17 protein-coding genes and 2 pseudogenes are annotated in these 26,990 nt (G+C 58.6%); 9 read left to right on the plus strand and 10 right to left on the minus strand.

Going from position 1 to position 26,990, the window contains the following annotated elements:
- Positions 1-500: 500 nt before the first annotated feature.
- Complete coding sequence (locus tag J2R80_RS40925; protein ID WP_253640712.1) at positions 501-863, plus strand: hypothetical protein; 363 nt, start codon at positions 501-503, stop codon at positions 861-863.
- Positions 860-1,984 (plus strand): hypothetical protein, encoded by a 1,125-nt coding sequence (locus J2R80_RS40930; protein ID WP_253640713.1) that lies wholly within the window; start codon positions 860-862, stop codon positions 1,982-1,984. Before J2R80_RS40925 ends, J2R80_RS40930 begins: the two co-directional genes overlap by 4 nt.
- A 242-nt stretch (positions 1,985-2,226) precedes the next feature.
- On the opposite strand, the gene J2R80_RS40935 is transcribed toward J2R80_RS40930, so the two are convergent.
- The 3 genes from J2R80_RS40935 to J2R80_RS40945 form a co-directional block, all read right to left on the minus strand.
- Positions 2,227-3,558, minus strand: coding sequence for a M20 family metallopeptidase (locus J2R80_RS40935; RefSeq protein ID WP_253640714.1), 1,332 nt, complete (start codon positions 3,556-3,558; stop codon positions 2,227-2,229).
- Between the two features lie 662 nt (positions 3,559-4,220).
- Positions 4,221-5,609 (minus strand): CapA family protein, encoded by a 1,389-nt coding sequence (locus tag J2R80_RS40940; RefSeq protein ID WP_253640715.1) that lies wholly within the window; start codon positions 5,607-5,609, stop codon positions 4,221-4,223.
- Positions 5,610-6,427: 818 nt separating this feature from the next.
- Positions 6,428-7,939 carry a porin gene (locus J2R80_RS40945; protein ID WP_253640716.1) on the minus strand — a complete coding sequence of 504 codons (1,512 nt, stop codon included), beginning with the start codon at positions 7,937-7,939 and terminating at the stop codon, positions 6,428-6,430.
- A gap of 2,114 nt (positions 7,940-10,053) precedes the next feature.
- Between J2R80_RS40945 and J2R80_RS40950 the strand changes: the two genes are divergently transcribed.
- The 3 genes from J2R80_RS40950 (at position 10,054) to J2R80_RS40960 (ending at position 12,450) form a co-directional block, all read left to right on the plus strand.
- Positions 10,054-10,449: a transposase gene (locus tag J2R80_RS40950; RefSeq protein WP_253589780.1), complete on the plus strand. Its 396-nt coding sequence runs from the start codon at positions 10,054-10,056 to the stop codon at positions 10,447-10,449.
- Complete coding sequence (gene tnpB, locus J2R80_RS40955; protein WP_050382259.1) at positions 10,446-10,793, plus strand: IS66 family insertion sequence element accessory protein TnpB; 348 nt, start codon at positions 10,446-10,448, stop codon at positions 10,791-10,793. Before J2R80_RS40950 ends, tnpB begins: the two co-directional genes overlap by 4 nt.
- Positions 10,794-10,869: 76 nt before the next feature.
- Positions 10,870-12,450, plus strand: a complete 1,581-nt coding sequence (locus J2R80_RS40960; protein ID WP_141343330.1) for an IS66 family transposase — start codon at positions 10,870-10,872, stop codon at positions 12,448-12,450.
- A 63-nt stretch (positions 12,451-12,513) separates the two neighbouring features.
- Here the strand turns inward: J2R80_RS40960 and J2R80_RS43600 are convergent.
- The 5 genes and pseudogenes from J2R80_RS43600 to J2R80_RS40980 all read right to left on the minus strand — a co-directional run.
- Positions 12,514-12,675: pseudogene (locus J2R80_RS43600) on the minus strand (IS21-like element helper ATPase IstB); the annotation flags it as partial.
- A 2-nt stretch (positions 12,676-12,677) separates the two neighbouring features.
- A pseudogene (locus J2R80_RS40965) lies at positions 12,678-12,962 on the minus strand (VOC family protein); the annotation flags it as partial.
- Between the two features lie 23 nt (positions 12,963-12,985).
- The gene (locus J2R80_RS40970) at positions 12,986-14,308 is read right to left on the minus strand and encodes a hypothetical protein (protein WP_253640717.1); all 1,323 of its coding nucleotides are present in this window, start codon (positions 14,306-14,308) and stop codon (positions 12,986-12,988) included.
- Positions 14,309-15,214: 906 nt separating this feature from the next.
- The gene (locus J2R80_RS40975; protein ID WP_253640718.1) at positions 15,215-16,615 is read right to left on the minus strand and encodes an aminotransferase; all 1,401 of its coding nucleotides are present in this window, start codon (positions 16,613-16,615) and stop codon (positions 15,215-15,217) included.
- Between the two features lie 10 nt (positions 16,616-16,625).
- A complete protein-coding gene (locus J2R80_RS40980; RefSeq protein WP_375162674.1) occupies positions 16,626-18,104 on the minus strand; it encodes an NAD-dependent succinate-semialdehyde dehydrogenase in 1,479 nt (492 codons plus the stop codon).
- A gap of 191 nt (positions 18,105-18,295) precedes the next feature.
- Here J2R80_RS40980 and J2R80_RS40985 point away from each other — a divergent pair, with 191 nt between their 5' ends.
- The gene (locus tag J2R80_RS40985) at positions 18,296-18,772 is read left to right on the plus strand and encodes an Lrp/AsnC family transcriptional regulator (RefSeq protein WP_253641089.1); all 477 of its coding nucleotides are present in this window, start codon (positions 18,296-18,298) and stop codon (positions 18,770-18,772) included.
- A 361-nt stretch (positions 18,773-19,133) separates the two neighbouring features.
- Here J2R80_RS40985 and J2R80_RS40990 read toward each other — a convergent pair whose 3' ends face one another.
- Positions 19,134-20,513 carry a serine hydrolase gene (locus tag J2R80_RS40990; RefSeq protein ID WP_309143795.1) on the minus strand — a complete coding sequence of 460 codons (1,380 nt, stop codon included), beginning with the start codon at positions 20,511-20,513 and terminating at the stop codon, positions 19,134-19,136.
- Positions 20,514-21,171: 658 nt separating this feature from the next.
- On the opposite strand from J2R80_RS40990, the gene J2R80_RS40995 reads away from it, so the two are divergent.
- Entirely contained in the window at positions 21,172-21,339 is a 168-nt protein-coding gene (locus J2R80_RS40995; RefSeq protein WP_209910113.1) for a hypothetical protein, read from the plus strand.
- Positions 21,340-21,350: 11 nt separating this feature from the next.
- On the opposite strand, the gene J2R80_RS41000 is transcribed toward J2R80_RS40995, so the two are convergent.
- The gene (locus J2R80_RS41000) at positions 21,351-23,096 is read right to left on the minus strand and encodes a hypothetical protein (protein ID WP_253640720.1); all 1,746 of its coding nucleotides are present in this window, start codon (positions 23,094-23,096) and stop codon (positions 21,351-21,353) included.
- 1,191 nt (positions 23,097-24,287) lie between these two features.
- On the opposite strand from J2R80_RS41000, the gene J2R80_RS41005 reads away from it, so the two are divergent.
- Positions 24,288-24,860, plus strand: a complete 573-nt coding sequence (locus J2R80_RS41005; RefSeq protein ID WP_253640721.1) for a GNAT family N-acetyltransferase — start codon at positions 24,288-24,290, stop codon at positions 24,858-24,860.
- 272 nt (positions 24,861-25,132) lie between these two features.
- A complete protein-coding gene (asnB, locus tag J2R80_RS41010) occupies positions 25,133-26,962 on the plus strand; it encodes an asparagine synthase (glutamine-hydrolyzing) (protein WP_253640722.1) in 1,830 nt (609 codons plus the stop codon).
- Positions 26,963-26,990: the final 28 nt, after the last annotated feature.

Consider the following 26,990-nt stretch of genomic DNA (forward strand, 5'->3'; position numbering starts at 1 on the left):
CCGACTCAAGTCGCGACCCCGTTTCATCATCTATCGGGGGACGGCCAACGTCATCGCTCCTTGCTCGGAGCAGGGCCCATTACGGCATCTAATAATCGCGGCGGCGCTAACGGCCGCCAATACGCGCCGCAATGTAAACGGGCGTGTCGGCAGCGGCGGATACATCGGCCAAGGTGCCCATAAGTTCCGATCCGGAATCAGCCAGGCCAGGTACGGCAGATTGCTTGCCGCTACTGCTTCACGGTCTCCAACGGTAAGGAGGGGCTTGAACGTTTGAGCAGCACCTCCATGCGCGATCCCGCTCCACTCCAGCACGACCGACACCTGGTCTGACCTCAGCCCTACACCTCCGCCTCGTACAGCTGCTCTGAAACTCAGCCGCCGAAGAATGCTGGATTTCCCTAACTAGGGCCGAGGAGTCCCCCGAGCAATCTGGGGACTCCCCTAGTTCCGGCCTGCTCGACCGGAATGCAAGCTGCCAGGGGATGGAGGACATCGAAATGAAGAAAGCAAAGGCGAGCCCGAAACCGGGGCTAGCTTCAGGGGAACGCTTCAAACAAGCTCTCGCGCTTCACGCGGATCGTCTCAGTAACAAGGTCATCAAGGACACCACAATCGTGGCCAGGATCGTGGCTGCGCTCGGCCTCAAGCCGCCCATCAAGACGGCAATGCAGATTTCCAAGCTACTTGGCGGAGACGCCAACGCCTGGGATATCGCGTTGGTACTGATGTCCTACCCGTCGTTCAAAAGCGATGGCCTCGTGCTTCAGAAGGGCGAAGTCATGGACAAGGAAACCCTTGCCGAACTGGGCGACTTGGTCTTCGCTTGGTATGAGGATAACGGCTGGAGCATCGAATCATGACACGGATTCGGGCGGCCCTGGCTTCCACTTTCCTCATCTGCACGGCTCTACCCACTTCAGCGGTACATGCTGAGGGTTTCGACGTCGACCACGCCAGCGTGGAAGAGCTGAAGAAGCGAAATGCGCTACTCGAAAGAGAAAAGGGCGCGATCGCGAAGCGCCTCAACGCGCTGACGCACAAGCAGGGAGGCGCGTTCGAACGCGGCGCCGAAAAGCTTTATCCCTCCGGGCCTGACAAGCCTGCCGAAGACGTGCAGAAGGTTTCCTTCTGCAATCAGGATCAGCGCCTCTTCATCAGAGCCGACAGCCTCGACAATTTCCTGTACACCGCCCCAACGGCTGCAGACGCGCAAGGCGCGTCGGTGTCCTACACAGACGATCGTATAGCGAAAACCCGTACCCTTGCAGTTCAAGGACAGGTCTCCTACGTCCTGTTCCGCGACCTATGCCCGCCAACACCCATCGAATACGTTCCCTTCATCTCCGGCTGGGCCGTCGTCCCCTTCGTCGCAGCTGACGGCGACTTTACGTCTCCCCGATCAAAGAACGAGCAAAGCTCGGCAAAGATCGGCGTGGAAACCCAGTTCGAATTATCCAGAGGATTAAGCTTGTTCGGCGACTTTCCCTTGCGTCAGGTCTTTACCTTCGCCCCTTACTACCAGTCCGATTTCCGCGGCGAGGCACGCGCTTATGGTTTCAACGGTTATTGGGACGCCTACGATCTCCGCTACCATCTTGGGGGTTATCTGAAGACCGATCCTTATCTCGGCTGGTTCGTGCAGCTTCGAGGCGAGGCTGACATCCGACAAGTCGACATTCCAGGTGTGACGGGACTTTCAAAAACCAATTACGAATGGGCTGGCGCGACAGCAAGGCTGACTTTTAACTTTCTCCCGAGCGCGGACGTCCCGGATTGGCTGCTAAATCGCTTCAGCTTCATCGCCACAGCAAAGTACTTCCACGATTTCAATTCGGGAATGGATGTGAACTTCTACCAAGCGACACTCAAGTACAGGCTCAATCCGTACTCATCGATCGGCCTGGAATACACCAACGGAACAACCAAGGAATCGCTCGTGTACGCCCAGAAATACATGATCAAACTTCTCTATGCGGAATGAATTCATCTGGCCATGCCGAGGCGACAACGCTCAACGCGCATCGCTTAACCCACGTCACAGGGAACCGCGTGAAATCAAGCTGCGCTAGTGACCGAGGAACAGCGTTGCGGGGGACGCCGCCTAGTTAATGATGACGCAGGCGATCAACTTGACGCAGCGCCACCTGCTAACATCAACCCAGATCGTTGGCGCCATAGACGCAGGAAGCCTCCTCTACGAGCAGAGCCTGTTTTGGCGATAGGCTATGCTGCTGGTGTAGCGTTCGCGAACGGGGGGCCGATTCGCGAGTTCAACAGATCCAGGATGTATCTGATTGCGAGCTCCGTGGTCGGAATGATGAGGTCATCAGAGGCTGCAAATGTCGGCGTATGCAAATGCGAATCATTGCCCGGCGCACGGCTGCCAAACCAGAAATAGATCGACGGAACGGATGCCGAGTAGAACCCGAAGTCGTCACTGCCTCCTACCCGCTTCTTGCTGGTGAGGCGTTCCGCGCCAACCGTCTCTTGAACGACCTGTCTGAAGCGTCTTACCATTTCGGCGTCATTGAAGACGGCTGGCTCGCCAGCTTGGATATCGCATTCAGCGCGGCCGCGGTGCATCAGGGCAACGGCTTCGGCGACTTCGCGCACACGTTGGCATAGCAGCCCCCGCCGTTCCGGACTGCCCGTCCTGACGGTCCCCTCCAGCGCGACGGAAGGACAGATGATATTTGTCGCATTACCACCATGGATGGTGCCAATTGTGAGAATCGCGCCATCATCAGCTGGCATTTCGCGCGATACCACTTTCTGAACTTCATTGACAAAGGCAGCCGCGATGGCGATCGCGTCAACACCCTGATGCGGAGCAGCGCCATGCGCCATCTTGCCGCTGAAAGTGAGCTTGAACTGGTCGGCGGATTTGGTGATCGCGCCCTCGCACGCATCGAATACGCCGGCCGGACTCTCAGGATTGACGTGAAAGCCGACCGCCCGATCGAAGCCGTCCAAGAGCCTCTCCGCTGCTACGGTGCGTCCACCCAATGGCTCGGCTTCCTCAGCCGGCTGGAAGAACACGCGCAACCTGCCGGCAAAATTGCCACGCAGCCGATGGAAGGCTAGAGCAGTGCCGAGCGCGATCGACGCGTGGATGTCGTGGCCGCACGCATGCATAACGCCATCGACTCGAGAACAGTAGGACAAATCCTGCCGCGTCTCCTGGATTGGCAACGCGTCGATGTCGCCACGCACCGCGATGGATCGCTTTGGGCCGGAAGCAGTACCTTCGATGTCGACATAGAGCCCGGTATTGTGAAAGACCTTAGCGTCCGCAAGGCCGAAGCGTCGGAGCATGTCGCGAATGCGTGCTTGTGTCTTCCACTCTGCGTTGGAGAGCTCAGGCTCGCGATGCATAGCATGGCGCAGTTCGATCACCGCGTTGCGCTCGGTCTCCGAAAGAAAGCTATTGCAGCGCATCGTCGCTCCGAGGTTCTCTTCTTGCCGTTCGGCCAACCAACCGCCATTTGAGTAGGTAACCTGGCGCGGCGACGAAAATCGGCCAAGTTCGACGCGCTGCGCATACGTTCGGCTCATTCTTTTGCTTTCGTGCAGAAATCCATCACAAGGAGATCGTCTCCATGAAGCTGAGAGAAGCCGGTTCAAACCCAACGCTCTGCTCCTCGCCGCTTGTGGCCGCCGATGTCGTTCCTGCTCACCGAGCTGACGCTGGGCAAGTCCACGGGAGCGCCTCCGGAGCGGGCGCCCGTCGCGAAATGCGACCGCGTCCATGGCCTAGATCGCCGTGCAGCTGATGATTCAGAGGCTTAGGGTGGTGAATCGCTTATCTCGGTTGCCCTTAATACCTTGGCCACTGTCAATCCCGCCGACATGCTGAGCGCGTCGGCCCCCCATTCGCATGAAACCAGGAGGAGGGAACAACTCCGTCATGAGCCGCAGATCGTCGATCGTAATTCGTGGCGGCATGATGGTGGATCTTGCCAAGGCTGATACGTGACAACCACACCGCTGCACCTCCAGGATTCGGCGCAAATGCCGATTGACGAGCGACGGATGGCGGTCGAGCTCCGGATTCGTACCTGACGTCAGTAAGCTAGAGAGGTCTCGGCAGAATGCAGCATGGTCAAGCAACACTCATCAACATGATGTCGCTCGCAGATTCGAATAGCGCCCGGCATTAGGTTATGTCGTTGAGGGAGATCTCCTTCTGATGCCAGGATTCGCGCCGGCCAATCGTATCATCGGGACGACTTGGGCCGCAGCCTGATAACGCCGACCTCGTTCTCGATGGCGATCTCGGTCCCAAATGGCTGCGAGAGCGCCTGTAGGCGCTCAAGAATGACTTTTGCTTGCAGAGCAGAGGCCAGGCGCGGGACGCCCCGGTTCGCAAGTCTCTTCGCGTGACCAAGCTCGATCGGAATAAGCCGCAAGTCGGCAAGCTGGTTCTGCTCAAATCGACTGACGGTGACAACGCTCTCATAGAAGATGGGATCCGAAAATCCCGGATCTGTCTCGTATCCTCCACCCATCTCGGCTGCCGTCACTTCGGCGTCGGTGTCGAGGCGCGGGTCCTTGCCCTGAGCGGCAAACATATCCGCGCCTATTGGCGTGCGAAGATCATCCATGATGAAGTTGCCGAGGCTGTAAAAGATCGGCTTCCCCTTGTAGATCTCGATGCCGCGCAGCTGGTGCGGCCCATGCCCGATATAGGCGTCGGCGCCGGCATCGATGAGCCTGTGGGCAAATGACTGTTCGTAATCGGGCGGCTCGTTGCTCCAATTGCCGGGCTCGTGACCGTGGTTCGTGACAATGCAAAAATCGGCAAACTGCTTGCCCTGGCGAACATTTCGAAGAATGCCGGCGACATCGCCCTGATCTGCTTCATAGCTGTAGCAGGCCCTGTCGCCAGCCTTGTATGCCGTGCCGGCGAGCACGAGGCGATCCGGATCATCACGGTCCGGCCTGAGGCCGGGCAGCGCATCGCGGATTTGCCGCAAGCTCTCGAGCATTTCCCGCGGAACAACGATGCTTCGCGCCAAACGAAGGCTGTTGAGCCCGGCTCGGCCTGGCGCCTCGCCGGCAGGATCGGCCGCACGAGAGAGCGGCGTGAAGGTTGAAGCGGACGACACCAGCGCCACGCGTCCACGTGCGGTCTCCAGGAAGCGAGCAGCGGCGGCTTGTGCAAGATTTTCGCCCGCTCCGGCATGGACGATACCACATCGATCGAGCGCCCGGCTTGTCTCGCGCATCCCTTCGACGCCCCAGTCAAACGAATGGTTGTTGGCGAGGCTTACGATATTGAACCCCATCGCCTTCAAGTCAGGTCCGACCTCCGGAAGGCTCACGTGATAGGCGCCGCCGTACTCAGCTTGCGGACTTCCCTTGAAGGATCGAATATCGAAGATGTTGGTTTCCATATTGCCAAACGTCACATCAGCGCCATGAAGAATGTCGACGATGGCGCCGAATTCGCAATCCTGGCTCTTGGTGAGCGCCCTCGTCACGATGAGATCACCGACCGCGACCAGTGTGAAGCCGTCCGCAACGTTGGTTGCAATCGAACCGACGAAATCGTAGCCGACACCCGGCTGGTCTGAATGGCGACCGCTTTCTGAATCTTTGTCCATAGTGCTCTCCGTCCACGAACTCTTTATAGCTAAATCCGGCCTGCCTGTTATCTCTCTTCTCTGGCTCCACTCGGCGCAATTTGCGAAAGAGGCCGCTGGCCCTCGCCTCCTCGACGTTCTACGTTAGCTGCGCTTGAGGCAAAGAGCCTGTCCTGCTCGTCCGCTGTTATGCGCACAACCCAGTAACCGATTTCGATGGCCGTTTGCCGCCACGTAAATTGATGATGGAGTCCGTCCAGCGGCATAAAATTAAATGTCTGCCCTTCCCCGGAGCTGCGCTGATAACTAGTTCTTCTATCGATTCGAGCCCTCTTCCCTTTTGCTCGGGATGTTTCATTGTGCCTGCGCGGCTCGGCTTGTGTGCGTGAAAGCTCTTGAACTGGGACGCATTCATTGATGGCGGCCAAAAGAAGCGCCTGTTCGACCCTAAGGTCCTGCTCAAACCGGCGGCTACCCTGAGTGGCCAGGAGAGGAACCGCCAGGATGCCACTGTGCCGATCGGAAGAGCGCCCGATATAATCCAAGGCCTCATGGTGAGTTCCTTCATGCTGAGATCAGTTGGTTTTGTTTGGTCTTGGGTCCCGCTCCTCAGCGATCGAATGTGCCAACTTTTACGCCCATGGCAACATCGCCCCTCCGCGCCCGCCGTACGGCCATCCAATTCCATGGCCGCACTGCCATCCAATTGATCTATTCTCGGAAAACTCAATACGAGTTCTAAAAAGGCCCCCAGCGGGCATGCCGGAGGCCTTCTTGGAGGTCACACTTGGATCAACAGAGCCGTTCCGTTCTCTCCTTTCCTCTGGTTGATTTAGAACTCACCAGTTGCGCTGAGCGCGTAGCAAGAGCGTGAGGCTGTTCTGGTCCTTCAGTTCATAGGTAGCGCCTGGCTTGGCTATACCTGGCTGCGCTGGCAGCGTCACCGTGCTTCCGCTCGCATACTTCTGATCCAGCATCGTGTAAGCGAGATCGGCCGAGAACGTCAGGTTCTTAACCGGTGTCCAGCCAGTCATCAAACCGACAACCGCATAGTTGAAATCGGGGTTGCAACCGGCAGCCCCGGTCGACAGCGCAAGTGTTGTTACGAAAGCGCCGCAGATGTAGCTTTTGGCTGTGCTGTTGTATCGCACCGCAGCCCAGGCACCGTAGAGGCTGGTGGCCCAGCGCGGATCCCAATTATGGGTGTAGCCGCCGCGGAAACCGTAGGTCGTGGTCAACTCCTGTCCGGAGCCCGCGACAAACACAGAATCGGAAAGACCTGCAAGCCCGACGCTCTGGTAAGCGCCGGCAAGGCCGCTGCCGCCGTACATTGCGAAGGTGCTCGACGTATAGTCCTGGAAATTGTAACGGCTCCCGCCCTTGGTATAGACGCCTGTCAAGTTGATTGTGTCGCCCGGACCGGTCGGGATGTTTTTGATCGACAATGCCAGCTGACCCGCCCAGCCCCATTTGTCGGCCGGATGGCCACTCGTTTCATCGGCGCCGTAGTAGGCGGCGTGATTGTCGTGCGCTGCGACCGCCGCCTGGAACAGGCCCCAAGCCTGGTCAACGCGAAGCATAGCAATCAGATCAGGAGCTGCCGTGCCGGCGATGTCGTTGCCACCATACGCACCAGTTGCAAGGCCCGCGGGCGTGGCTGCACTCACATTCCAGATGTTGGTTGTGTCGTGCTGAACTTGATCCTGAGCTGAGAAGGAGGCGGTGATGCCCTGGCCGAAGTCAGCGGTATAGGTGAACTGGTTGACCGGATCCCAGCCGCCGCCACCTGGCAGGCCGTCGAAATTGTTACCCGGATAGTTCGCCCAGGGCGCTGAGAATTGCGACTGCGCCTTGCCAAACGTGAACCCAGCGAATTGGATGAACGCGTAGTAAACACCGAGCGTGCCGCCAGCGACGCTCGCGCCACTATAGGCAGTCGAACCATTCGAGGCAGTGGTACCGGCGCCGGCATAGCTCCCCGCGTTCCAGTTGAATACGCCGTCAAAGAACGTACGGACCACGCCGTACTCTGTCTGGGTACGCGTGTCGATCGACAGATCTTCACGCGAGGCAGTGCTGTAGTAATTGCGGAGGCGATTTTGCGCACCGGCTACGCCGCTATTGGCCGCGTCATAAACGGCGTTCGTGGCCAAGCCCGCTTGGACGCGCAGATAACCGCCGAGCTTGATGCAAGTATCAGTGCCGGGAATGTAGTAAAAACCTGGTCCGTATAGGGAGCAAATCTTCACATATTCGATCGCTTTGGCCTTCACAGGTAGATCGGCTGCCTGCGCGCCGGCGCCCGCGAACAGCGTGGCAGAACAGAGGACAACACTCGTCGTCAGTTTCATCGATGAACCCTCCAAGTTGGAAAATGGGTCCCGTGGCCCAAGGGCCCGCCGCGCTGCGTTCACTGCGACGGACGGAGCTTGACGGAACGAACTTCGAGGCCCCCCTCGATGTCTGACGAAAACGTTACCTAGGTACCGAAGTCGAGGTTCGCCGATGTAGGCCCTCTCAACTTCCAAATTCTGCGCGCGGGTGGGAGGATTTGCAGCTTTTGTGCAATCCAGCTCGGTTCTACGGCCGCGTCGACGACGGACTCAGCTCGGCGCCCGATCCGCTTGGCTTGACCGTCGCTTCAATGCAGCGACTGCGTTGGATGGCATGACCGATCCCAGCGATGCGGATTGGCCCAAGGCTAGTGGCGCCCATGCACGCGCCGCGCAGGGGCGCGTTTTCCTTGCTCACGCGGACGCGCGCGCCACGCTTCGAGCTTGGCCCGGGCAGCTTCGAGTTCATAGATGATTTCTATGGTATCGCTCCGGCAAAGGTCGCCTTGCGCGTTGCGCGGAGGAGTTGAAGACATAAGCCTAAGACTGACCGTACGCCTATGTCGAAGATTTCCCCGTTAGAAGTTGTCTCGATAGGCGCTCGGCACCGTTGGATATTCGAGGAGAAGCAGCGATCGGCAGCCGAGCTGCGGACAATATCGTCGTATCTCGGACGCGAACAAATTCGACGTCGACTCTCGTCCGAGACAGTGAAGCATGGAAGCACGCCGGCGCCGACTGGAACGGGGCTTTCTGCAGCGGTCCTCTATCGAGACCTAAAGCCGAGCATTACCTCCGCTATAACTGCAGCTGCTATTCCTGCTAGTCCCACAATTCCAACGAATGCTCCCAACGATATCGATCCTCCCGAAGTTGCAGATGCTTGTTCGGTGGTCAGCTCGGCTACGCGATAGGCCGACATATCGGTCCTCAACTTAGCTTCCTTTCCATACGAGAAGGTCCGGCGTGAAGCTGGCCGACAACCTCTGCCGCCTCACGCAAACAGAAAATCAATATTCGTGCCAACGGCCGCGGAGACAGCGGTGCGGAGCCAGCGGGAATGCATTGAAGAATTGATCCGCACAGACCTCGATGTGGTCATTGCGCGCCCGCGGTACGAACGCTGCAAAAGAGCCCGCCATGAGGGAGGGCCGCCCGAATTACGTCATCCGCACGGCGCCGGCCGCGATCGCCGACCGCAGCTTCGGGCCGATTGAGATCGCGGTCCGGGGCGTGGCTTAGCGCGGCCGGCCGCCAAAACCACGATGTTGCATCCTCTCATTGGCGCGTAGCCAAGTCGTAAAGTTCGGGTCTTGCAGCCGCTTCCGCAGGTTCGAGCCTCGCCGCGTCAGCCACAATCTCGCGGGCCTCGCGGAGGGAATTTCGCTTCAGCAGTTCTCGGCTAGCGGGCTCGCATAATCCGGATGCTCAGCGCCGTCTTCCCGCTTGTTGTGTTCGCGACCATGGTCGCATCCTCGACATAATGTTCTAGCCGTCTGCCGTATACTTCACTTAAGTCTCCGAACAACACGCGCTCTTATTGCTGCTTTTCCTACTCGGCTGGCACAGAACTTGAAGCCCGTGGGCTGGCGGGCAGCAGTTGCCGACCCGTCGTAGTGTCGAAAGGAAAAAGCATGAATCTGTCAGCTTGTGAGGTGACCGAACTGACCTTCGAAGAAGCCTGTGCTGCTGCGGGCGGGCATTGTGAGTGGCCGTGGGATCCTCCCGGTTGTGGGTGCGACCCCATCGACCCATTCATTCCCCGTGATAAGCAACTGGTGTAAAAATTTGCTGGCGAGCCGGCCGGTGGCGCGGATGCAGGCCGGCTCGCCTCCGCCGCACTGCGTACGGCTGATGGACGCGCCCGACGACTCGGCGCGTCCAAGTTCAATCCTGTGCCGAACGAAAGGCTTTCGCGCCATAGCTATGGCGCGAATTTCGCCTTCGACGTTGTTCTGCGGTAGGACACAATGCTGGCGGCTGCCGATCTCAGAGACCGTTAACCTCTCTGGGGGCCGCAGGAGCTGCCGACCTGCATTACCGGCGTACGCATCCGACGGGCGCCGTCTTGCGTGACGCGAGGTAATTCGCGAAGCGTGTAGCCTTAAGTCTAGCTTTAAGGTCATCAGGCGATGCGGGTCGAGGTTTTGGGCGGGCTGGAGCGGCGGCGGCGCTGGTCGCAGGACGACAAGGCACGGATTGTCGAGGAGACGTTGGTGCCGGGCGCGAAGGTGACTGAGGTTGCGCGCCGCAACGGAGTCGCGGCCAGCCTGGTGTTTACCTGGCGTCGACAAGCACGGACATCAGAGCAGGTTGTACCATCTTTTGCGCCGGTGCAGGTCGTCGCTACGGAGGTGGAGGAAACTGCGAAGCTTTTGCCTGCGGGTGACGGTCGGGTGCGCTCCGTAGCGTCCGCGCGTACTGGATTGATCGAGATTGATCTTGGCAACCGGCGACGCATCCGGGTGGATGCGCACGTCGACCCGGAGGCACTGGCGCGGGTCCTCGAGGTGCTTGAGCGCCGATGATCGCCATACCGGGTAATGTACGGGTGTGGCTTGCGACCGGCCATACCGATATGCGCCGAGGCTTCCCGAGCCTTGCGCGTCTGGTTCAGGAGAGCTTGAAGCGGGATCCACACGCTGGCGATCTTTACGTTTTTAGGGGCCGCCGCGGCGACCTGATCAAGATCATTTGGCATGATGGCCAGGGCGCATGTCTGTTCACGAAGCGGCTGGAGCGCGGCCGCTTTTTGTGGCCGTCAATGGCGGACGGCGTTGTGACGATCAGCGTTGCGCAGCTCTCTTATCTCCTGTCCGGCATCGACTGGCGAATGCCGCAGGCAACTTGGCGTCCGCAGGCTTCCGGTTAAGCTGTGGCTCTTTGACTCACGGCAGGAATCCAGCGGGATTTTTTGCGGCGATTATGGTTGGTTGGTCATCGTGACGATGCCCTCCGATCCGCTTCCCGCCGATCTTGCCGCTGCGCACGCGATGATCCTTGCGCAACGCGAGCAGCTGACGCTGGCGAAGAGCGAGGTGACGGTCGGCCGGCTGGAAATCGAGCGGCTGAAGCTGATGCTGGCCAAGGCACGGCGCGAACAGTACGGGCAATCTTCTGAGCGCGGCAAGCTGCTGGTCGAGCAGCTCGAACTCGCCATCGAGGATCTTGAAGAGACCCAGGCCGAGCAGGAAACCAAGGCGGAGATCGCCGCGCCAGGGGCCGCTAAGGAGAAGCGCGCGCAAGATCCGCGGCCGCCGCGACATCCGCTGCCGGACAATCTGCCCATCGAACGTGTCGTCGAACCCGCGCCTTGCGTATGCGGCAAGTGCGGCAGCGAGCGACTGCACAAGCTCGGCGAGGTGGTATCGAAGACCCTGGAATGCGAGCCGCGGCGCTGGAAGATTATCGAGCATGTCCGCGAAAAGTTCTCCTGCCGAGATTGCGAAGCGATCACAGAGGCTCCGGCGCCCTCCCATCCGATCCCGCGAGGCTTTGCCGGGCCGAGCCTGCTGGCGATGGTTCTGGTCAACAAGTTCCTGCTGCATCAGCCGTTGAACCGACAGAGCAAGACCTATGCTCGCGAAGGGATCGAGATCGACGTCTCGACCCTGGCGGATCGGGTCGGCGCCTGCGTGGTAGCACTCGATCCCATTATTGAGGCCATCCGGATCCACGTCATGAGCGCGGAACGCATCCACGCCGACGATACGACGGTGCCGGTACTGGCCAAGCTTAAGACGGTGACCGGTCGGATCTGGACCTATGTTCGCGATGACCGGCCGTTTGGCGGCTCGGATCCGCCTGCGGCCCTGTTCTACTACTCACGCAACCGGGCTGGAGAGCATCCGCAAAACCATCTTGCCGGCTATGTGGGCCTGATGCAGGCCGATGCCTTTGATGGATATAACCAGCTCTACAAGGCCCAAAGGAAGCCGGCTCCGATCCTTGAAGCGGCCTGTTGGAGCCACGGCCGCAGAAAGTTCTTCGAGCTGGCGAAATCTGGAGAGGCGCCGATTGCCAGCGAGGCCGTGCGACGCATCGATATCCTGTTCGAGATCGAGCGGACCATCAACGGCAAAACGCCGGAACAGCGACTTGCGGTACGTCGTGATAAGTCGAGGTCGATCGTCGCCGATCTCGAAATCTGGATGCGCCAGCAGAGAACGTTGCTCTCATCAGGCAACGATACTGCAAAGGCGATCAACTACCTGCTCAACCGCTGGGCCGCGTTCACCCGCTTCCTGGACGACGGCCGCATCTGCCTCTCGAACAACGCTGCCGAACGAGCGTTACGCGGTGTGGCTGTCGGAAGACGAAATTGGACCTTCGCCGGTTCAGATGCTGGCGGCAATCGTGCCGCCGCTGTCTATACCCTGATCGAAACCTGCAAGATGAACGACGTTGATCCGCAAGCCTGGCTCGCTGACGTGTTGGCCAGGCTTCCAGATCACCCCGTCAACAGAGTCGCCGACCTGCTCCCGTGGAATTGGAAGGCGACCCAACAGTCCAAAGCGGCTGCTGCCTGAGGCGCCGCGGCAGACCGGCGCGACTGCCCGGGGTGCTGGCCGGATGCGTACTTACCGGCCGTGTCAATCGGCGTTCAAATTTGCCCCCTTCGTGCGGCGGGGTTTGGCGGTAGCGCTCGTCTCGTCGGAGCTGGCCGGGATTGCGGAGACGAGACGAGCGCGGGTTGCGTGATCGTCATCGCGGCTCTTGAATCGCCAGTTGTCATTGCCGGTCTCGTCGATGTCTTAACGGCAAACATGACGCGGAGATAGCCACCGGCGTTAACCGGAGCGATGCGGTGCTCCGCGACAGCAGATTGCGCGAGAACAAGGGATAGCTCGAGCCGGCCGTGGCCATCCGACGTGCGCTGGCAATTTCGGCGCGCTGATCGCCCAGGCCAGTGATACGTCCGGCCCATCACCTTCGATCGTGGCCCGCTCTTCGAGCTCAAGGCCGAGCTCGCGAAAGAAATCAATCTTCCCCTTCGAGGTCCTCAACGACGATGCTAGTTGTCCATCCGCTTGAGAGCCATGGGTCCAACCTGGAGAGCCTCATCTAGGCGGCTTCAAGTAGCCGGTATCCATGGTTCTGCGCTTGAAGTCGCACGATCGTAGAGGCCACCCCGATTTCTCCCGAAACCTTGTCGAGCAAAAAGGTCGAGACGTCCTTTTCTTTGCCCAGACGCTTTTCGAGGTAGCTTGCAGGAGCAAGCAATTCGGCCCCGAACGCTCGGCTAGCTTGCTGCTGACGGGTCCGTGACGTCGTTACCAAGCGCGAACTCTCGTCATCGCTAACCCACGCCAAAAATGATCCGCGTGCTGCGGAGAATTCCTTGTCGGTTCCGGACGACAAGGCAAGTTTGAACTCGCTCTTGGCGCGCCCAACTGCCCCCTGTATCGGAAATATTGTTGAAACAGGATTGCCCAGGTCGGCAGCTTGGCTCGGATCAAATCCAAGCTTCTTGAAGAATTCTTTTCTGCCTTCTGGACTATCATGCGCAATGCCGAGAGCGTTTCGTACTTGCGCTGCAGCATTGTAACCCCACTCGTAGGCCCGCGTGACATTATCCTTTGGTTTGGCCAGTCGGGTGAGCGCGGTCACATCAAATGAGCCACTGCCTCGAAGTGCTTCAGCGATACGGCCAGTGAATTCGGCAGCCCTCTTGAAGTTTCCAAGAGTAGTGGCCTCACAGAGATCCACCAAAGCAGATTGAGAAATTGTGTCCGAGACTCTCTCTAGAGCTGCATCGATTTCGGGATGTTCAACATAAGGGGAAAGCCCCATCGATCCTATTAGTCGGCAGTACTCTTCTTGCTCCGCTGACGTCTCAGTCACCTTTTGCCAGGCTTGGTGAGCCTCCGAGGAGCGCACCCCTTTCTGCTTCATGTGATCGAGTACGGCATTTATAAATTTGTGCAGCTCCGCCTTTACGTCAGTGGTTCTAACCGTCGACACGCAGGCTCCAGTGAAACTGAGCTGCGCAAATCTCAAATAGGCCTGCCGAGCGACGATCTCGATTGTTTCGCCGGAAGGGACAAACATAACGTCAGGCAGGGCTATCCCGTGCCTCGGAAAGCCGAACCAGTGCCGGGAGCGAAATTCGCTATCTGCGTCGCTGCGATCTAGCTTTTTTGGTTCATACAAGAACGCCCACCAGTTCTGGGCCAGCCATTCGACGAGATAGTATGCGGGAACAGTCAGGTACGTGTTCTTCGTCCCCAGGTCGGTCAAGTACGCGGTTATCGCGCTCGCACCGACTTTCATCTCGAAGCGACTGAGCGAGGCGTCCAATTGCGGATTGCCACCGGCCTCTGGATCAGATGGCCATTGCACATCAATGCCGAAGCTATCCGGCTCTATCGAAAGTTCTTCGGCCATTGCGATCGATCTTCCAAGGGGTACGCGTGATACTCTCCGTTCTCGCGATTAGTCAGCCTAGCCTCATAGAGAACGTCGCCGTCCAAATATCAGACATAACGCGGGAACCCGGCGCCCTCCCAATAGCAAGACACCTTCGCCTCGCTTATAGCACGCCTAAGCGCCTCGGTCGCTGTAGCGTTTGTCCAGTTCGGAGGGCACTTGCTGGTTAGACCGGCGCGCCGCGCGATGGGGCCAGCCCTTGATCCAACGGCGCGATGATAGGCACTGCCAGTGTATCTAACTCGGCTTATGATCGCCTTTAGAGCCCTTTCGAACTTCTGCGCGGCTTCTTTCGATAAGTTTGCAGGATTAACAACTCTCCCGACTTGGTCGGCCCGAACCTCGCTTCCTGCTTGGGTTTTTTCAAAGCCATTAACAATCACTTGCTTCCGTCAGGAAAACACAACCGCAGATGGCGCACCTGCCGCCGCAAATGGCAACTATTCTGGCGAGCTGGTGGGAATGCAACACAAACTGCGAGGCGCGCCCTCGACATCTAACAAAAGCTTGGCCATTCCCGTCACGCACCGGCGGCCAGCTCATCTCGAGTGTTCCGCTTTTGTTCGATTAGCAAGCAACCGAAGCTCGACGCCGGCTTCCGGCTCCCCTTGGCCGCGTTGAAGGTCATTGCCTCCGTTCTGCGACAGAGACACACATCACCGCGTTAGGCCAGGCCTTGGCGTTGCGACAGGCTGCGCCTCTAAAGCGCGATGAGATTGGGGTTGTATCGTCATCGCGCTTTAGCTTTGCGCATGATCTTTCGGAAAGCCGCCTTCACGCTGTGCGGATCTTGCTCTCAGGCTCGATCGTTCTCGAAGGGGCCGATATTCTCAGGTTGGCAAGCGCAGGTATCGGAGTTCACGCTCACTGGTTGAGCGATGTTTTTGAAAGCTCATCGAGCACTTGCTTGGTTGCTCCGTATGCGAGTTCGACGATCTCATCGATCTCAGCTTCGGAGACAACAAGAGGCGGCGCGAATCCGAGAATGTCTCCGTGCGGCATTGCGCGAGCAATGAGTCCCCGATCACGGGCAGCTTTCGAAATGCGAGCTCCGACCCTGAGCTCTGGATCAAATCGACGCTTGGTCTGACGGTCGGCAACGAACTCGACCGCCCCCAGCAGGCCCACACCTCTCACCTCGCCGACGATCTCCAACTGAGCAAACCGTTCCTTCAATCGCCGCTGCAAATGCGCTCCGACGGTTCTGGCGCGGTCGCTTAGTCGTTCCTTCTCAACGATATCCAGGACCGCATTTGCAGCGGCGGCCGCGATCGGATGGCCCGAATAGGTGTATCCATGCGAAAACGCCCCGACCCGATCGGCCGCTTCCTCCATGACGGCGTAGACTTTTTCTCCAACGATGGCACCCGAGAGCGGCACATAACCGGAAGTCAGGCCTTTCGCGACAGTCACCAGGTCGGGCTCGATCTCGTAAAGTGTGCTGCCGAAGTCCGCACCAGTTCGACCAAATCCACAGATCACCTCATCGGCAATCAGAAGGACGTCATACCGCCTGAGCACAGCCTGAATTTCGCGCCAGTATCCGGCAGGCGGCGGCGTAATTCCCCCCGTACCGAGCACCGGCTCAGCAATGAATGCGCCAATCGTTTCCGGTCCTTCCCGCAGGATCAGCTGTTCGAGCTCAGCTGCGCGCCGGCGCGAGAAGGCCTCCTCCGTCTCGCCAGGCTCGGCGCCCCAATAATGATGCGGTGTGCCTGTGTGCAAGATTCCGCGAACGGGAAGGTCCATATGATCATGGTAGAACGACATGCCGGTCATCGAACCGGATATGACCGAGCAGCCATGGTAACCGCGCTCGCGTGAGATGATTTTCTTCTTGTTGGGCTGCCCACGGAGATTGTTATAGTACCAAACGAGCTTGGCCTGCGTTTCATTGGCGTCCGATCCGGACAAACCGAAGAACACTTTGCTTGGTTTACCCGGTGCTATTCGCACCAGACGATCAGATAGGGTGGCCAGCTCTTCGGTCGTATGGGCGGCATAGGTGTGGTAGTACGCGAGATTGTAAGCCTGCCGCGCGATGGCTTCAGCCACCTCGGTCCGACCGTATCCGATGTTCACGCAGTACAGACCAGCAAAGCCGTCAATGTAGCTGCGGCCTTCGGCATCTTGGATGCGGATGCCTTCGCCGCCCGTGACGATCGTTGGATCACCAATCTTGCCTTGGGCGAAATCCTTGAGCTGCGTGAATGGATGCAAGACCGTTGAGCGATCTCGTTCGGCGATGGTTTTGACGTCGAGCACTTCTATTCTCCTAAGCTATCAAATCGCCGAAGCAGACGTATTTAAGCTCCATATACTCGGCTAAACCGTGTCGCGAGCCCTCACGACCGAGCCCAGACTGCTTCCATCCGCCGAACGGAATAGGCGGCCCCGTGAACGAGGCTGTATTGACACCAAGCATGCCGCACTCAATTTGCTCCGAAAGTCGGAACGCTCGACGTAGATTGTCCGTGTACACGTACCCAGCCAGCCCCATCTCACTGGCATTAGCTCGGGCAATGACCTCTTCCTCAGAATCGAACGAAAGCACGGCAGCCACCGGCCCGAAGGTTTCCTCGCGCGCAATAAGCATGTCATCGGTGACACCAGTGAGTAGTGTCGCAGCGACGAAGTTCGGACCCAAATTGGCGCCTCGATGCCCGGCAAATGCTCGCGCCCCCTTCTTCACAGCATCATCGATGTGGGTCCTGCATTTGTTGGCGACCGCCAATTTGGTCATCGGCCCGATGTCCACCCCGGGCTGCAAGCCGTGACCGACGTTGAGGTCAGCAATAGCCGCTGCAAACGCCTCAACGAAGGCATCATAGATGTCGGCTTGAACATAGATGCGATTGGCTGCCAGGCAGTCCTGACCTGAGGTGGCGAATTTTGCGGCCATCGCTCCTTTGATGGCTTTCTCAAGGTCAACGTCATCAAAAACGATGAAAGGCGCATGTCCTCCCAGTTCCAGCGACACTTTCTTGATCGTGTCGGCCGCCCCCTCAAGCAAGAGACGACCAACGTCGGTGGACCCAGTAAACGAAAGCGCTCGGATTCGCGTATCGCGCAACAGCGGAGTCGAAAGCTCGATCGGATGGCCAGTTACAACTTGGAACACACCGCGCGGGACTCCCGCCTCTTCAGCCAACCTCGCCAAGGCAAGGGCGGAGAGCGGCGTCTCGGGTGCAGGCTTCACAATGACCGGACAACCCGCCGCAAGCGCGCACCCCGCCTTGCGCGTAATCATCGCGATGGGAAAATTCCACGGCGTGATCGCGGCTGCAACGCCGATTGGCTGCATTCGCACATGAAGCAGACTTCCAACCTTGTGGCTTGGGATCGTCTCGCCGTATGCGCGCTCCCCCTCCGCAGCAAACCACTCGAGAAATCCAGCACCATACGCAATTTCTTGGCGAGCTTCTGCTAGCGGCTTGCCCTGCTCGCTCGTCGCCAGGATCGCGAGCTCTTCCGAATGCTCGAGCATCAATGATGCCCAGGACCTGAGCATCGTTGCCCGATTTGCCGGCAACAGACCCCGCCAGGCAGCAAACGATCGTTCAGCTGCGGCGATTGCTCGGTTCATGTCGGCGCTTGAGCAACGCGCTGCGTTGGCGATTTCTTCGCCAGTCGCAGGATCGACCACGGCATCTCTTTGCTCGCCGGCAAACCAGCGGCCGTCAATCAGCGAATGCCCAGCCAGAAAGTCGCGGCGGCGTACATTGTTCAGATGTTTGATAGCAAGGCCGGCCAACTGAGGGCTGTTCTGCCGAGCAGTTTGAAGGGGCATTCGAACGTCCAGTGTGGTGATTTTGTTGAAATTTCCGATGTATTCAGGATAGTTGTGTCACAATCGACATTTGCGGCGCATTTTCTGCCGCTCTGAGGATTTCCTGCATCGCACAGGCGCTTTGCGGCGCAATTCACCTGAAGGCGGAGATGACCATGCGGTACGATCGAATAGACGCCCGGATCCTTGAGATCGTGCAAAAGAACAACCGTTTAACGTCTGAGGTTATCGGCGAAATGGCGGGGCTTTCCGCCACCGCGTGTCAACGGCGGCTGAAGCGGCTGCGCTCGGACGGCATCATCGAGGCCGACGTCTCTATCATTTCGGCAAAGGCGGTCGGGCGCCCCATTCAGATGCTCGTGCTCGTGAATCTCGAGCGGGAGCGTTCGGATATCATCGATAGATTCAAGAAGGCGATCAGGTCTTCCGCCGAGGTCGTTAATGGATTTTATGTTACTGGCGACGCCGATTTCGTCTTATACGTTACCGCGCGCACCATGGAAGAGTATGAGCAGTTCACTCGGCGATTCTTCTATGAGAACCCGGACATCAAAGGCTTCAAGACGATGGTCATCATGGACCGCGTCAAGGCGGGATTTGCCGTTCCAATTGAGAAACCGTCCGAGGAGTGATCCAGGGACTTCCCTCGCGGATCGTTTCTTTGCACCTTGGTCAGACATCAGGCAGAACTTTGGAGCATCCTGCATCACGTATTCTCTACCAACTCACATCACGTCACACAGCCGATGAGAGCAGCCAATATCTGTCGATCCTAACAGTTCCTGCTCCATCATTGGACAGCACGCTGCAGCACATTGATGGCTCGCTGCAGAGCAACCCAGCAATAGTTCTTAAGGCTGGAGATTGCTTTCGTTATGCTCCCCAAGCCGCGCGAGCCCCTCCGCAGACCCGTCAGGCGCTCCAGATTCGAGCCCAATATTGGGCGCCATCTGACCGAGAAGGTGCGAGTGCGATGACCACTTGCCGTCGGCATTATCGAAGCAGCATCTGGCCCAATGCGAACATCTGAGGCATAGTGATCGGATCGCTGAGCGCGGCCGACGCTATCGGGTGCGAGCAGAAGCGCGCGATCACCATCTCTGCTTTCGGCGCGATGTATAGGCGCTGGCCATGGATGCCCCGAGCTTCTATGGCGTCCAGCTCGTTATGTGTCATCCACCACTGGCTGCGATAGGAGTAATTATACCCCATCAGCGGAAACTTGAGGGAGTGGTCGGCCTTTTGCAAGTCGTGTACGACCGAAGCGGGAATCAGTTGCTTTCCATTCCACTCCCCTTCACGGCGCATCAACTCGCCGAAACGCGCCATGTCACGCAGCGTTGCCGATAATCCCGCGCCAGCCATCGGCATGCCCGCGGAATCGACAATCATGTAGCCATCTTCTTCGCAACCGAGGGGCGCCCAGAGCCGCTCGCTGAGCAGCTGCGCAAATGAGCGGCCCGTCACGCGCGCCATCACCCAAGCCATGACCTCAGTGTTTACGCTCTTATACGCGAATGCCTCGCCGTGCACGCCAGCTTTCTTGATTGAACGCAGGTAGTCGGCACAGGTCTGTGTCCCCTGCTCATCGTTTGAACGCGGGCGCCAACCGGCGGCGCGCGCATACTCCCAGACGCTCGAGGTCGATTCCGCGTAAGATTCTGTGTAGGCAAGACCCATTTGCATGTCCATCACCTGGCGCAAGGTGGCGTCATCCCATGCGGTGCCGCGCAACTCGGGTAGGTAATGCGGGATTGTCTTCGTATCGTCGAGCACGCCTTCACACACGAGGGCAGCTGCGAGCGTGCCTGCGTACGACTTCGTGATCGAGTTACACGCATGCGGCAGGTGAGGTGCTAGCGCGCCAAAGTATCGCTCGTAAGCGACGCGTCCACGATGCAGCACTAGAATGCCGTCAGTATAGGTGTCGATTAATGCCTCATCGAATCGGCGCTCGCGCCCGGTCGTATCAGTGAATGTCAGGGCATCGATATCAACCGTCCGATCGTCGCCCTGCAGACGTGACGACAGGTACGCCCCCCGCCAAACATTAACGGTGGCCGTCAGTTCGCGCATATGCGAGAGCGCCCAACGTATTTTTGGGAATTCGAGGAAGGTGTCGCTCTCGAAAGTAATGCGCTTGTCTGCAGACGGCGGGGCACCCCGCATCCAGCCAAGCTCGCCGGGATCAGACGCACGACCATCAAGGTAACGCTTGCCATCGAATTCGACCATTCCCTTCGGCAGCTTGTCACTATTTCCGATACGTGTACGCCATTCGTCTTTCATCGGCTTCTTTCCAGCGCCCCTCTGTTCTTGGCAGACCTTTACCGAGTTCCTGAAGTTGAATTCTCTCAAGCCATGCGTGGCCACGCTCAAATACTGCGGCTAAGTGCCTGGATGCGCCGTTTTCGCGCTATCGGACGCAAGGGAGAGAACCTGGGCATTAGAGCGATGGCCTCTCGGCACACTAGAGTAGTGAATATAGGCACCCGTCCGCTCGGGCCTGCCGAACCGGCAAACTGCGCCAACTATCCGAGCTTCTCCTCCATAGCCTGGTTCTTGAGGCGACGGCTTGCACTTCATCGCACAGACTCGCGTGATGTCGAACGCACTTCGGGCGCTGGCGATCGATCTGACCGCGGAGATAAGCTACTCCACGGCGAGGCCCTCCGTCAGATAGTAGAGGCCCTGCGAGGCTCTCCTCGCACGTTGTCCTTCAGGACCTCCAAGTTAACGCTGAAAACACGTCGGATCGGAGGGGGAATCTGCCTTCGCGGAAATGCAATCGACGATCGGCAAGCAGGACGATGCCTACCTCAAGCGACATGGCGATCGACCGGTCTGGAACAGGCGTGCTCAATCGACGGTTCGAGGCTTCTTGCCCTCGTCCGCGCCAACCAGACGGGAAGTTATTGGAAGATAATGCTTAATTAAGCAAGTTTGGCTCGATCCGGGCCTTGTTTGGCCGCACGCAAGATGTACATTGTATTATAGATTTCCACGGTTTCCGGGGAAGCTGAGGCAACTGATGGCCAACATTTCCAAGAAGTACTCGGAACAGACTCGCAAGGCGAAGAAAGCCGCAGCGATCGTCGTCAGAAAGTCGTCGACAGACCCCGAGGAGAAGCGCATTTTTGAGACCTTCACCAAACGCGCTCAGCAAGACTTCAGGCCCGCAGCGAAGAAGCGTGCCTAAAATCGATCGGTCTATTTGGATCTGGCCACACCGGTCGTGATCCAATCAGGCCGATCTTGTGCTCCCACACTGACACCACAGTGCGCATCGTAGACCCATCGATGGGTCGATCCATCGTCTGACCGACCATCCAGCGTCCGTTCGGTTTTTCCTTCCGCGACAAGCTCCAGAACGAGAGCGTCGCAATCTCTCGGAAGCTCAAGCTTCTTCGCCCCGTTCACGTCGTCTTTCCAAAGCGCTATCGCGCTGGCTTGCGGATGATCCCCAAGTTCGTTTTGACGCGCTATCAGGCCGAACGAAGTGAGTGTCAGAACCGACGTTCCCGGATCCTCAGCCAGGACCGTTGCGTATCTCGCCGGCCACCTGTTCTCCAATTGTGGTCCGTCCATCAGGAGCGCGATCAGCAGGTTGGGCCCGACGCCCCGGACGACCGCTTGGCATGGATCGACGCGCGCCAAGTCCTCACAAATCAAAGTCGTCAAGGTACTGTTTCCTCTGAACACGAGGACGTCCAGACTCCGGCTGAGAATGGACAGATGCTCCCACCAGCTCTTCTTTGGGTCTAGTCCAAGATCATACGCTTCGATCTGCGAAGAATTGAGCTTCCAGCGATGGTGCTTTTCCCGCACCAGGATGATCTTTTCCCAGTCCGTCATATTGGCGGTCCGACGACCTTCCAACAGGAAGAACGGGGCGATCGCGACGAAATTTCCGCCGCGGCCGGACCGATCGTGCGTTGTTCCCGCAATGAGGAATTCGATCATTTCGTCCTTGGCGAGAGCTCGAGCGAGATCCACGAACTGCGTGAAATTGAGTGCAAGCTCGGGAAGCACGACCGCGTCGACGCGTTTGCCTTTCGACCTCGCCTCGCGCACCAACTGCAAGACATATCCGACGAACGCCTTTCGCTTCGTTCTGTCTCGATTATCCGGCAGCCAGCTAGACCGCACACCGAACCATCCCCATGCGTCCTTTGCATGCACAGCAACCTCCTCGAAGACGTCGTCAGCGATCCGGAATGGGTACGGCAAGAGCAGAAGTCCCAACTTTCTGGGCCTTTGGCCGGCTCGTTCGGGAAATACTGGTTGGACCCAACGAGCGCGAACCTGGCCTCGCGGAGGAAGCAGCGCGAGATGATGCGAAAGCGACCTCAGCGTGCATCCGACAGTGGGAGTCCTTGACTTAGGTTGGACACACACAAGATCATCGACGGCAGTCGATAGTGAGAATGACGCTCGTTGAAGGGTATAAAAATCGTCCTCGGTCTCTTCCAATACGTATGCGGAACGCATCGGCAGAATGAATGGATGATCCGAATCGAATCCAATATCTCGGGACGCCTCGTCCGCGATCATCATCAGCTCCAGACAAGGCATCCACCAGTCGGGAGCATCCGATTTCTCCAATAGCGGCTCATAGACGATTTCATCGCGATATTTCCTGAGACGACGCCACGTCGCTATGACTTTGCCTGGCGCGCTGGGAAGCGTCCGACCGGCCGGCGTCGGCGCGCGGAGCCATTCCTTCCCAAGCCTGGCGGCCCGATTTCGCATCGCCGCGTCCACGATCAGGCTGCGAAAATCCGAGTCCGGCATGGGCACGTGCGGCGCGATGTGATGGGATGCGCCCGAGCGCTCCAGCAGGTGAGCTGAGAACGCAAAGACGTCGGCAGGCAACCTAGGCGGTTGCACGAACGGGTCTTGATCGGCGGGAAATTCAGGAAACAATGAACGAAATACGTCTTCTAATGTTGCCATCACTGCTACGGGTATTTTCTGTTCTCTGCTCGCAGGGATTTTGGATCAGTCCGGCTCGCAGGTCGACAGAATAAAGCGCGAGCCCTGCCCCTATCCTGTGGAAGCGTCCCTCTCCCTGCCGGCCGAAATCACGCAGCAGGCTCTGATCGCTTGTCCTCATTGGCAGTCCAGGCAAGTCCTTGCGCCCAACACCCGTGTCGGCGCTCGCGCTGACGGCGCCGGCCATCGAAATCACAACACCTGGCCGCCGGATGCCACTCGCCTCCGGCGTTCTCCGAACCGGAAAATTGCCGCGACGCAGTTTAGGATCCGATCTTTGTTCTTGTTATGTTCGAGCGAATACCGATTGAGTGTGGGACTGCCCGGCGTCGAGTGAATCGATCCTGAATGAGCAACAGACCAGCGAGTTGTCACACGCCGAAGGAGATGGAGAAACTCGCGTAGCGGCCGAACGAGATGCCATGGAGCGCCCAGTCGCTCTCGATGCAGGCATGCCGGGGAGAGAAACGCATTCGTGAGCGAGCTATCCTCAAGTGGCGGATATTGGCGTTGAATTACACGTTGGAGCCACGTGCCTCCACGGGTTCGGTCACGCAAGACCTTGGTCAAGGTGTGCCGAACGAGGCCGACCATCTCTTCGTATCGGCCGGTGTGGTTCAGACAGTCGTTGTCCAACAGTTTAGCCGATAGACCCAGATAGACCCTCACCCGCGGCCGGCCGGCGATCAACGGTAGTGTTGGCTGGAGACCGAATGTTCGCGTTGCAAGCCGCTGCGCGATGTAGATCTCGCGGTTCTTCCGCATCGCCGGACAAGGTTCGTCCGTGACCCGGGCAGCGGGCGTCGGTGCAGCAAGGCCGGTCGAGCACTCGCAACCTTGCTGCAACTGCGACACCGCGCCGCGTGCTGCCGGAGAGCTGATCGTGTGCGCTCTTCAACTCTCAGCTTTAGTAGGTGCCTACATTTGAATGCCTGCTAATGTGCCGTGGCCCCGGCATTTCAGCCGCACAGATCTTGGTAAAGTGGATGCTTGGTTTCAGTTCGGCGGGTCTCATGCGTCAGCATCTCGCTGATCGACAACGGCGCGCTGTATCAGGATGTAATTCAACTACGAGCAGAGATTTCGATGTTCTTAAGGTCTGATCAGGCCACTTGACTGTGGTTCGACACAAATCTTCTTGGAAGAAGACCGATGATCAGATCTGAGACCGAACGCTTGATCCTCGTCCCGCCGGGACTCGCCCACGAGGCGGAATTGTTCAAGTTGCACAACGACCCCCTCGTTCAGACGGCGCTATTCAATGGCGTGCCGCAAAGCACTGACGATGTCGGCAAATGGCTCAATCGGTTTATCGCCACCTGGCGCAAGAATGGCTTCGGCGACTGGATTGTCTACGAGAAAGCCAACGATGGTCCGATTTTTATCGGCCGCTGTGGCCTGCGCGACTATGAGGGTACGAATAATCTAGAACTCGCATACTCCCTCACCGAATATGGAGCAGGACGAGGTCTGGGGCCGGAAGCCGCACGCTTTACCATCACGCACGCCTTGCAAAGCTCGACCAGGAAAAAGATTGCCTGCGTCATTGCGCATGGCAATCTTCGCTCCGAGCGGGCCGCCAAGAAGCTTGGGCTACGCTACGTCGACGACCGCTGGTATCAGCGCAAGTTTTGGCAGTACTACGAGATGACCCGCGAGGAGTTTTACGACTTGCAGGACGAGCAACTGACAAGGATTACGCGAATGCAGCGTGATGGCAAGTGAATGCCGACTGCCGGTTAGTAATCCCTGTTTGACACGGATCCAGCCGCCCCCACAAACGATTTGACACTGCCGGGCTACCCGCTCGCAAATCGAACCTTACAACAGCTCAAGCCTGCCACTCGAGTAAGTCGGTGCTCGCCGTCTGGCGCTATCCGAGGGAGCCTGTTGAGCCAAAGCCAACGACACAACCAATGAGGGGCCGTGCTCGCGGATGCGGTGTCTCATCACCCCTGAATTTGCGCGACAGCTCACCTAGGGTAAGGAGCCAAAATATGTGCGGCATCTGTGGATGGATTGACTTCGATCGTGACCTTGGAGCTCCCAAAGCGCGACAGGAGCTTGCCCAGATGACGGCCACCATGGCCGACCGCGGTCCCGACGACGAAGGGATTTGGATCGACGGACCCGCCGCGCTTGGACACCGCCGCCTGGCTATCATTGACATTGAGGGCGGTCGCCAGCCGATGACGCTCCAGCAGGACGGCCGAACCGCCCTGGTGCTTGTCTACACCGGAGAAACCTACAATTACCGCGAGCTGCGTCGACTACTCGCCGCCCTTGGCCATCGGTTTGATACGAGCAGTGACACAGAGGTGGTGCTGCAGGCTCATCGCGAGTGGGGCCGACAAGATCCGCGCTCCGCGGTGAACGAACTGAACGGGATGTTTGCCTACGCACTTTGGGACGTTGGCAGGCGCGAACTGCTTCTCATACGCGATCGGCTCGGCATTAAGCCCCTCTACTACTACCCCACCCCGCACGGCGTGCTGTTCGGCTCCGAGCCAAAGGCGATCCTGGCTAATCGCCTGGCTGCCCGCATCATGGACGGCGACGGACTTCGCCGCACGCTGTGCTCCATTGCCGATCCGGACATCACGGCCTTTCGCGGTATGCGCGAGGTACGGCCGGGTCACATCGTCCGCGTGACGCGCGATGGCATCCAGCAGATGAAATATTGGCAGCTCACCGACACCGGGCACACCGACGACGTGCCGACCACGGTTCGGCGGGTCCGCGATATGCTCGAGGACACAGTCCAGCGGCAGCTTATCGCTGACGTGCCATTGTGCACACTTTTGTCGGGCGGGCTGGATTCCTCAGCCTTGACCGCATTGGCCGCGCGCTTCAGCGACAATCGGATCCGATCCTTCGCGCTCGATTTTGTCGGCTACACCGACAATTTTACCCCAAGCCCGATGTGTCCCACACCCGACGGACCATACGTGCAGGAGGTGTCAAAGTTCGTCGATACCGAGCACACAAACATCACATTATCCGCAGACGAACTCATGGACTCGAGCGTGCTGGCCAGCACCCTCCACGCTCACGACCTGCCATTCACGGGAGGGGATCTCGATAGCTCACTCTATCTGTTGTTCCGGGCTGTGCGGAAACGCTCGGCGCTCGCGCTGTCCGGAGAGTCGGCCGACGAGCTTTTCGGGGGCTACGCCTGGTTCCACGATTCCGCGTGCGTTCAGGCTGATACGTTTCCCTGGTCCGAGAGCGTCGATACCGCCCGGCAGTGCTTAGACAGCGGCGTTGCTACGAAGCTCGAGATGACCGGCTATCTTGACGAGCAATACCGCAGGGCGCTGGCTGAAGTCCCCGCCTTGACCGGCCCCGCCTCGGCTGATCCGCTTGAGCGTCGTATGCGCCAGGTCTGTTACCTCTTTCTCACGCGCTTCCTGCCGAGGCTGCTCAATCGCAAGGACCGGCTGAGTATGGCTTCAGGCCTGGAGGTGCGGGTTCCCTATTGCGACCACCGGCTGGTCGAGTATGTGTTCGGTGCCCCATGGGGCCACAAGACGTTCGACGGGCGCGAGAAAAGCCTGCTGCGGGCCGCGACCGCGGACCTTCTGCCGGAGTCAGTGGTACGACGAGTTAAAAGTGTGTTCCCCTCTATCCAGGATTCAGCCTACTCCCGAATGCTACGCACCCGCTTCACCGCCCTACTGAACGACCCCAATGCGGTATTGGCCCCGCTGCTGTCCATCGATCGCTCGCAGTCCTTGCTCAACGCTTCAGACAATATCAGGTGGGTACAGCATATCCTCAACCTGCAGGATTTCCTGACCAACTACAAAGTCAGCCTCACCATCTGAGACGCCAGCAGTTAGTCGGCTGATCCAT

Origin of the sequence: Bradyrhizobium sp. USDA 4541, from assembly GCF_024171085.1 — a bacterium.
GTDB lineage: Bacteria > Pseudomonadota > Alphaproteobacteria > Rhizobiales > Xanthobacteraceae > Bradyrhizobium > Bradyrhizobium australafricanum.

Coding starts and splice junctions, on each gene's coding strand:
- J2R80_RS40960 (WP_141343330.1), top strand. CDS start 10,870: ATGCCCTCCGATCCGCTTCCCGCCGATCTTGCCGCTGCGCACGCGATG.
- J2R80_RS40930 (WP_253640713.1), top strand. CDS start 860: ATGACACGGATTCGGGCGGCCCTGGCTTCCACTTTCCTCATCTGCACG.
- asnB (WP_253640722.1), top strand. CDS start 25,133: ATGTGCGGCATCTGTGGATGGATTGACTTCGATCGTGACCTTGGAGCT.
- J2R80_RS40925 (WP_253640712.1), top strand. CDS start 501: ATGAAGAAAGCAAAGGCGAGCCCGAAACCGGGGCTAGCTTCAGGGGAA.
- J2R80_RS41000 (WP_253640720.1), bottom strand. CDS start 23,096: ATGGCAACATTAGAAGACGTATTTCGTTCATTGTTTCCTGAATTTCCC.
- J2R80_RS40995 (WP_209910113.1), top strand. CDS start 21,172: ATGGCCAACATTTCCAAGAAGTACTCGGAACAGACTCGCAAGGCGAAG.
- J2R80_RS40985 (WP_253641089.1), top strand. CDS start 18,296: ATGCGGTACGATCGAATAGACGCCCGGATCCTTGAGATCGTGCAAAAG.
- J2R80_RS40935 (WP_253640714.1), bottom strand. CDS start 3,558: ATGAGCCGAACGTATGCGCAGCGCGTCGAACTTGGCCGATTTTCGTCG.
- J2R80_RS40950 (WP_253589780.1), top strand. CDS start 10,054: ATGCGGGTCGAGGTTTTGGGCGGGCTGGAGCGGCGGCGGCGCTGGTCG.
- J2R80_RS40940 (WP_253640715.1), bottom strand. CDS start 5,609: ATGGACAAAGATTCAGAAAGCGGTCGCCATTCAGACCAGCCGGGTGTC.
- J2R80_RS40970 (WP_253640717.1), bottom strand. CDS start 14,308: ATGGCCGAAGAACTTTCGATAGAGCCGGATAGCTTCGGCATTGATGTG.
- J2R80_RS40945 (WP_253640716.1), bottom strand. CDS start 7,939: ATGAAACTGACGACGAGTGTTGTCCTCTGTTCTGCCACGCTGTTCGCG.
- tnpB (WP_050382259.1), top strand. CDS start 10,446: ATGATCGCCATACCGGGTAATGTACGGGTGTGGCTTGCGACCGGCCAT.
- J2R80_RS41005 (WP_253640721.1), top strand. CDS start 24,288: ATGATCAGATCTGAGACCGAACGCTTGATCCTCGTCCCGCCGGGACTC.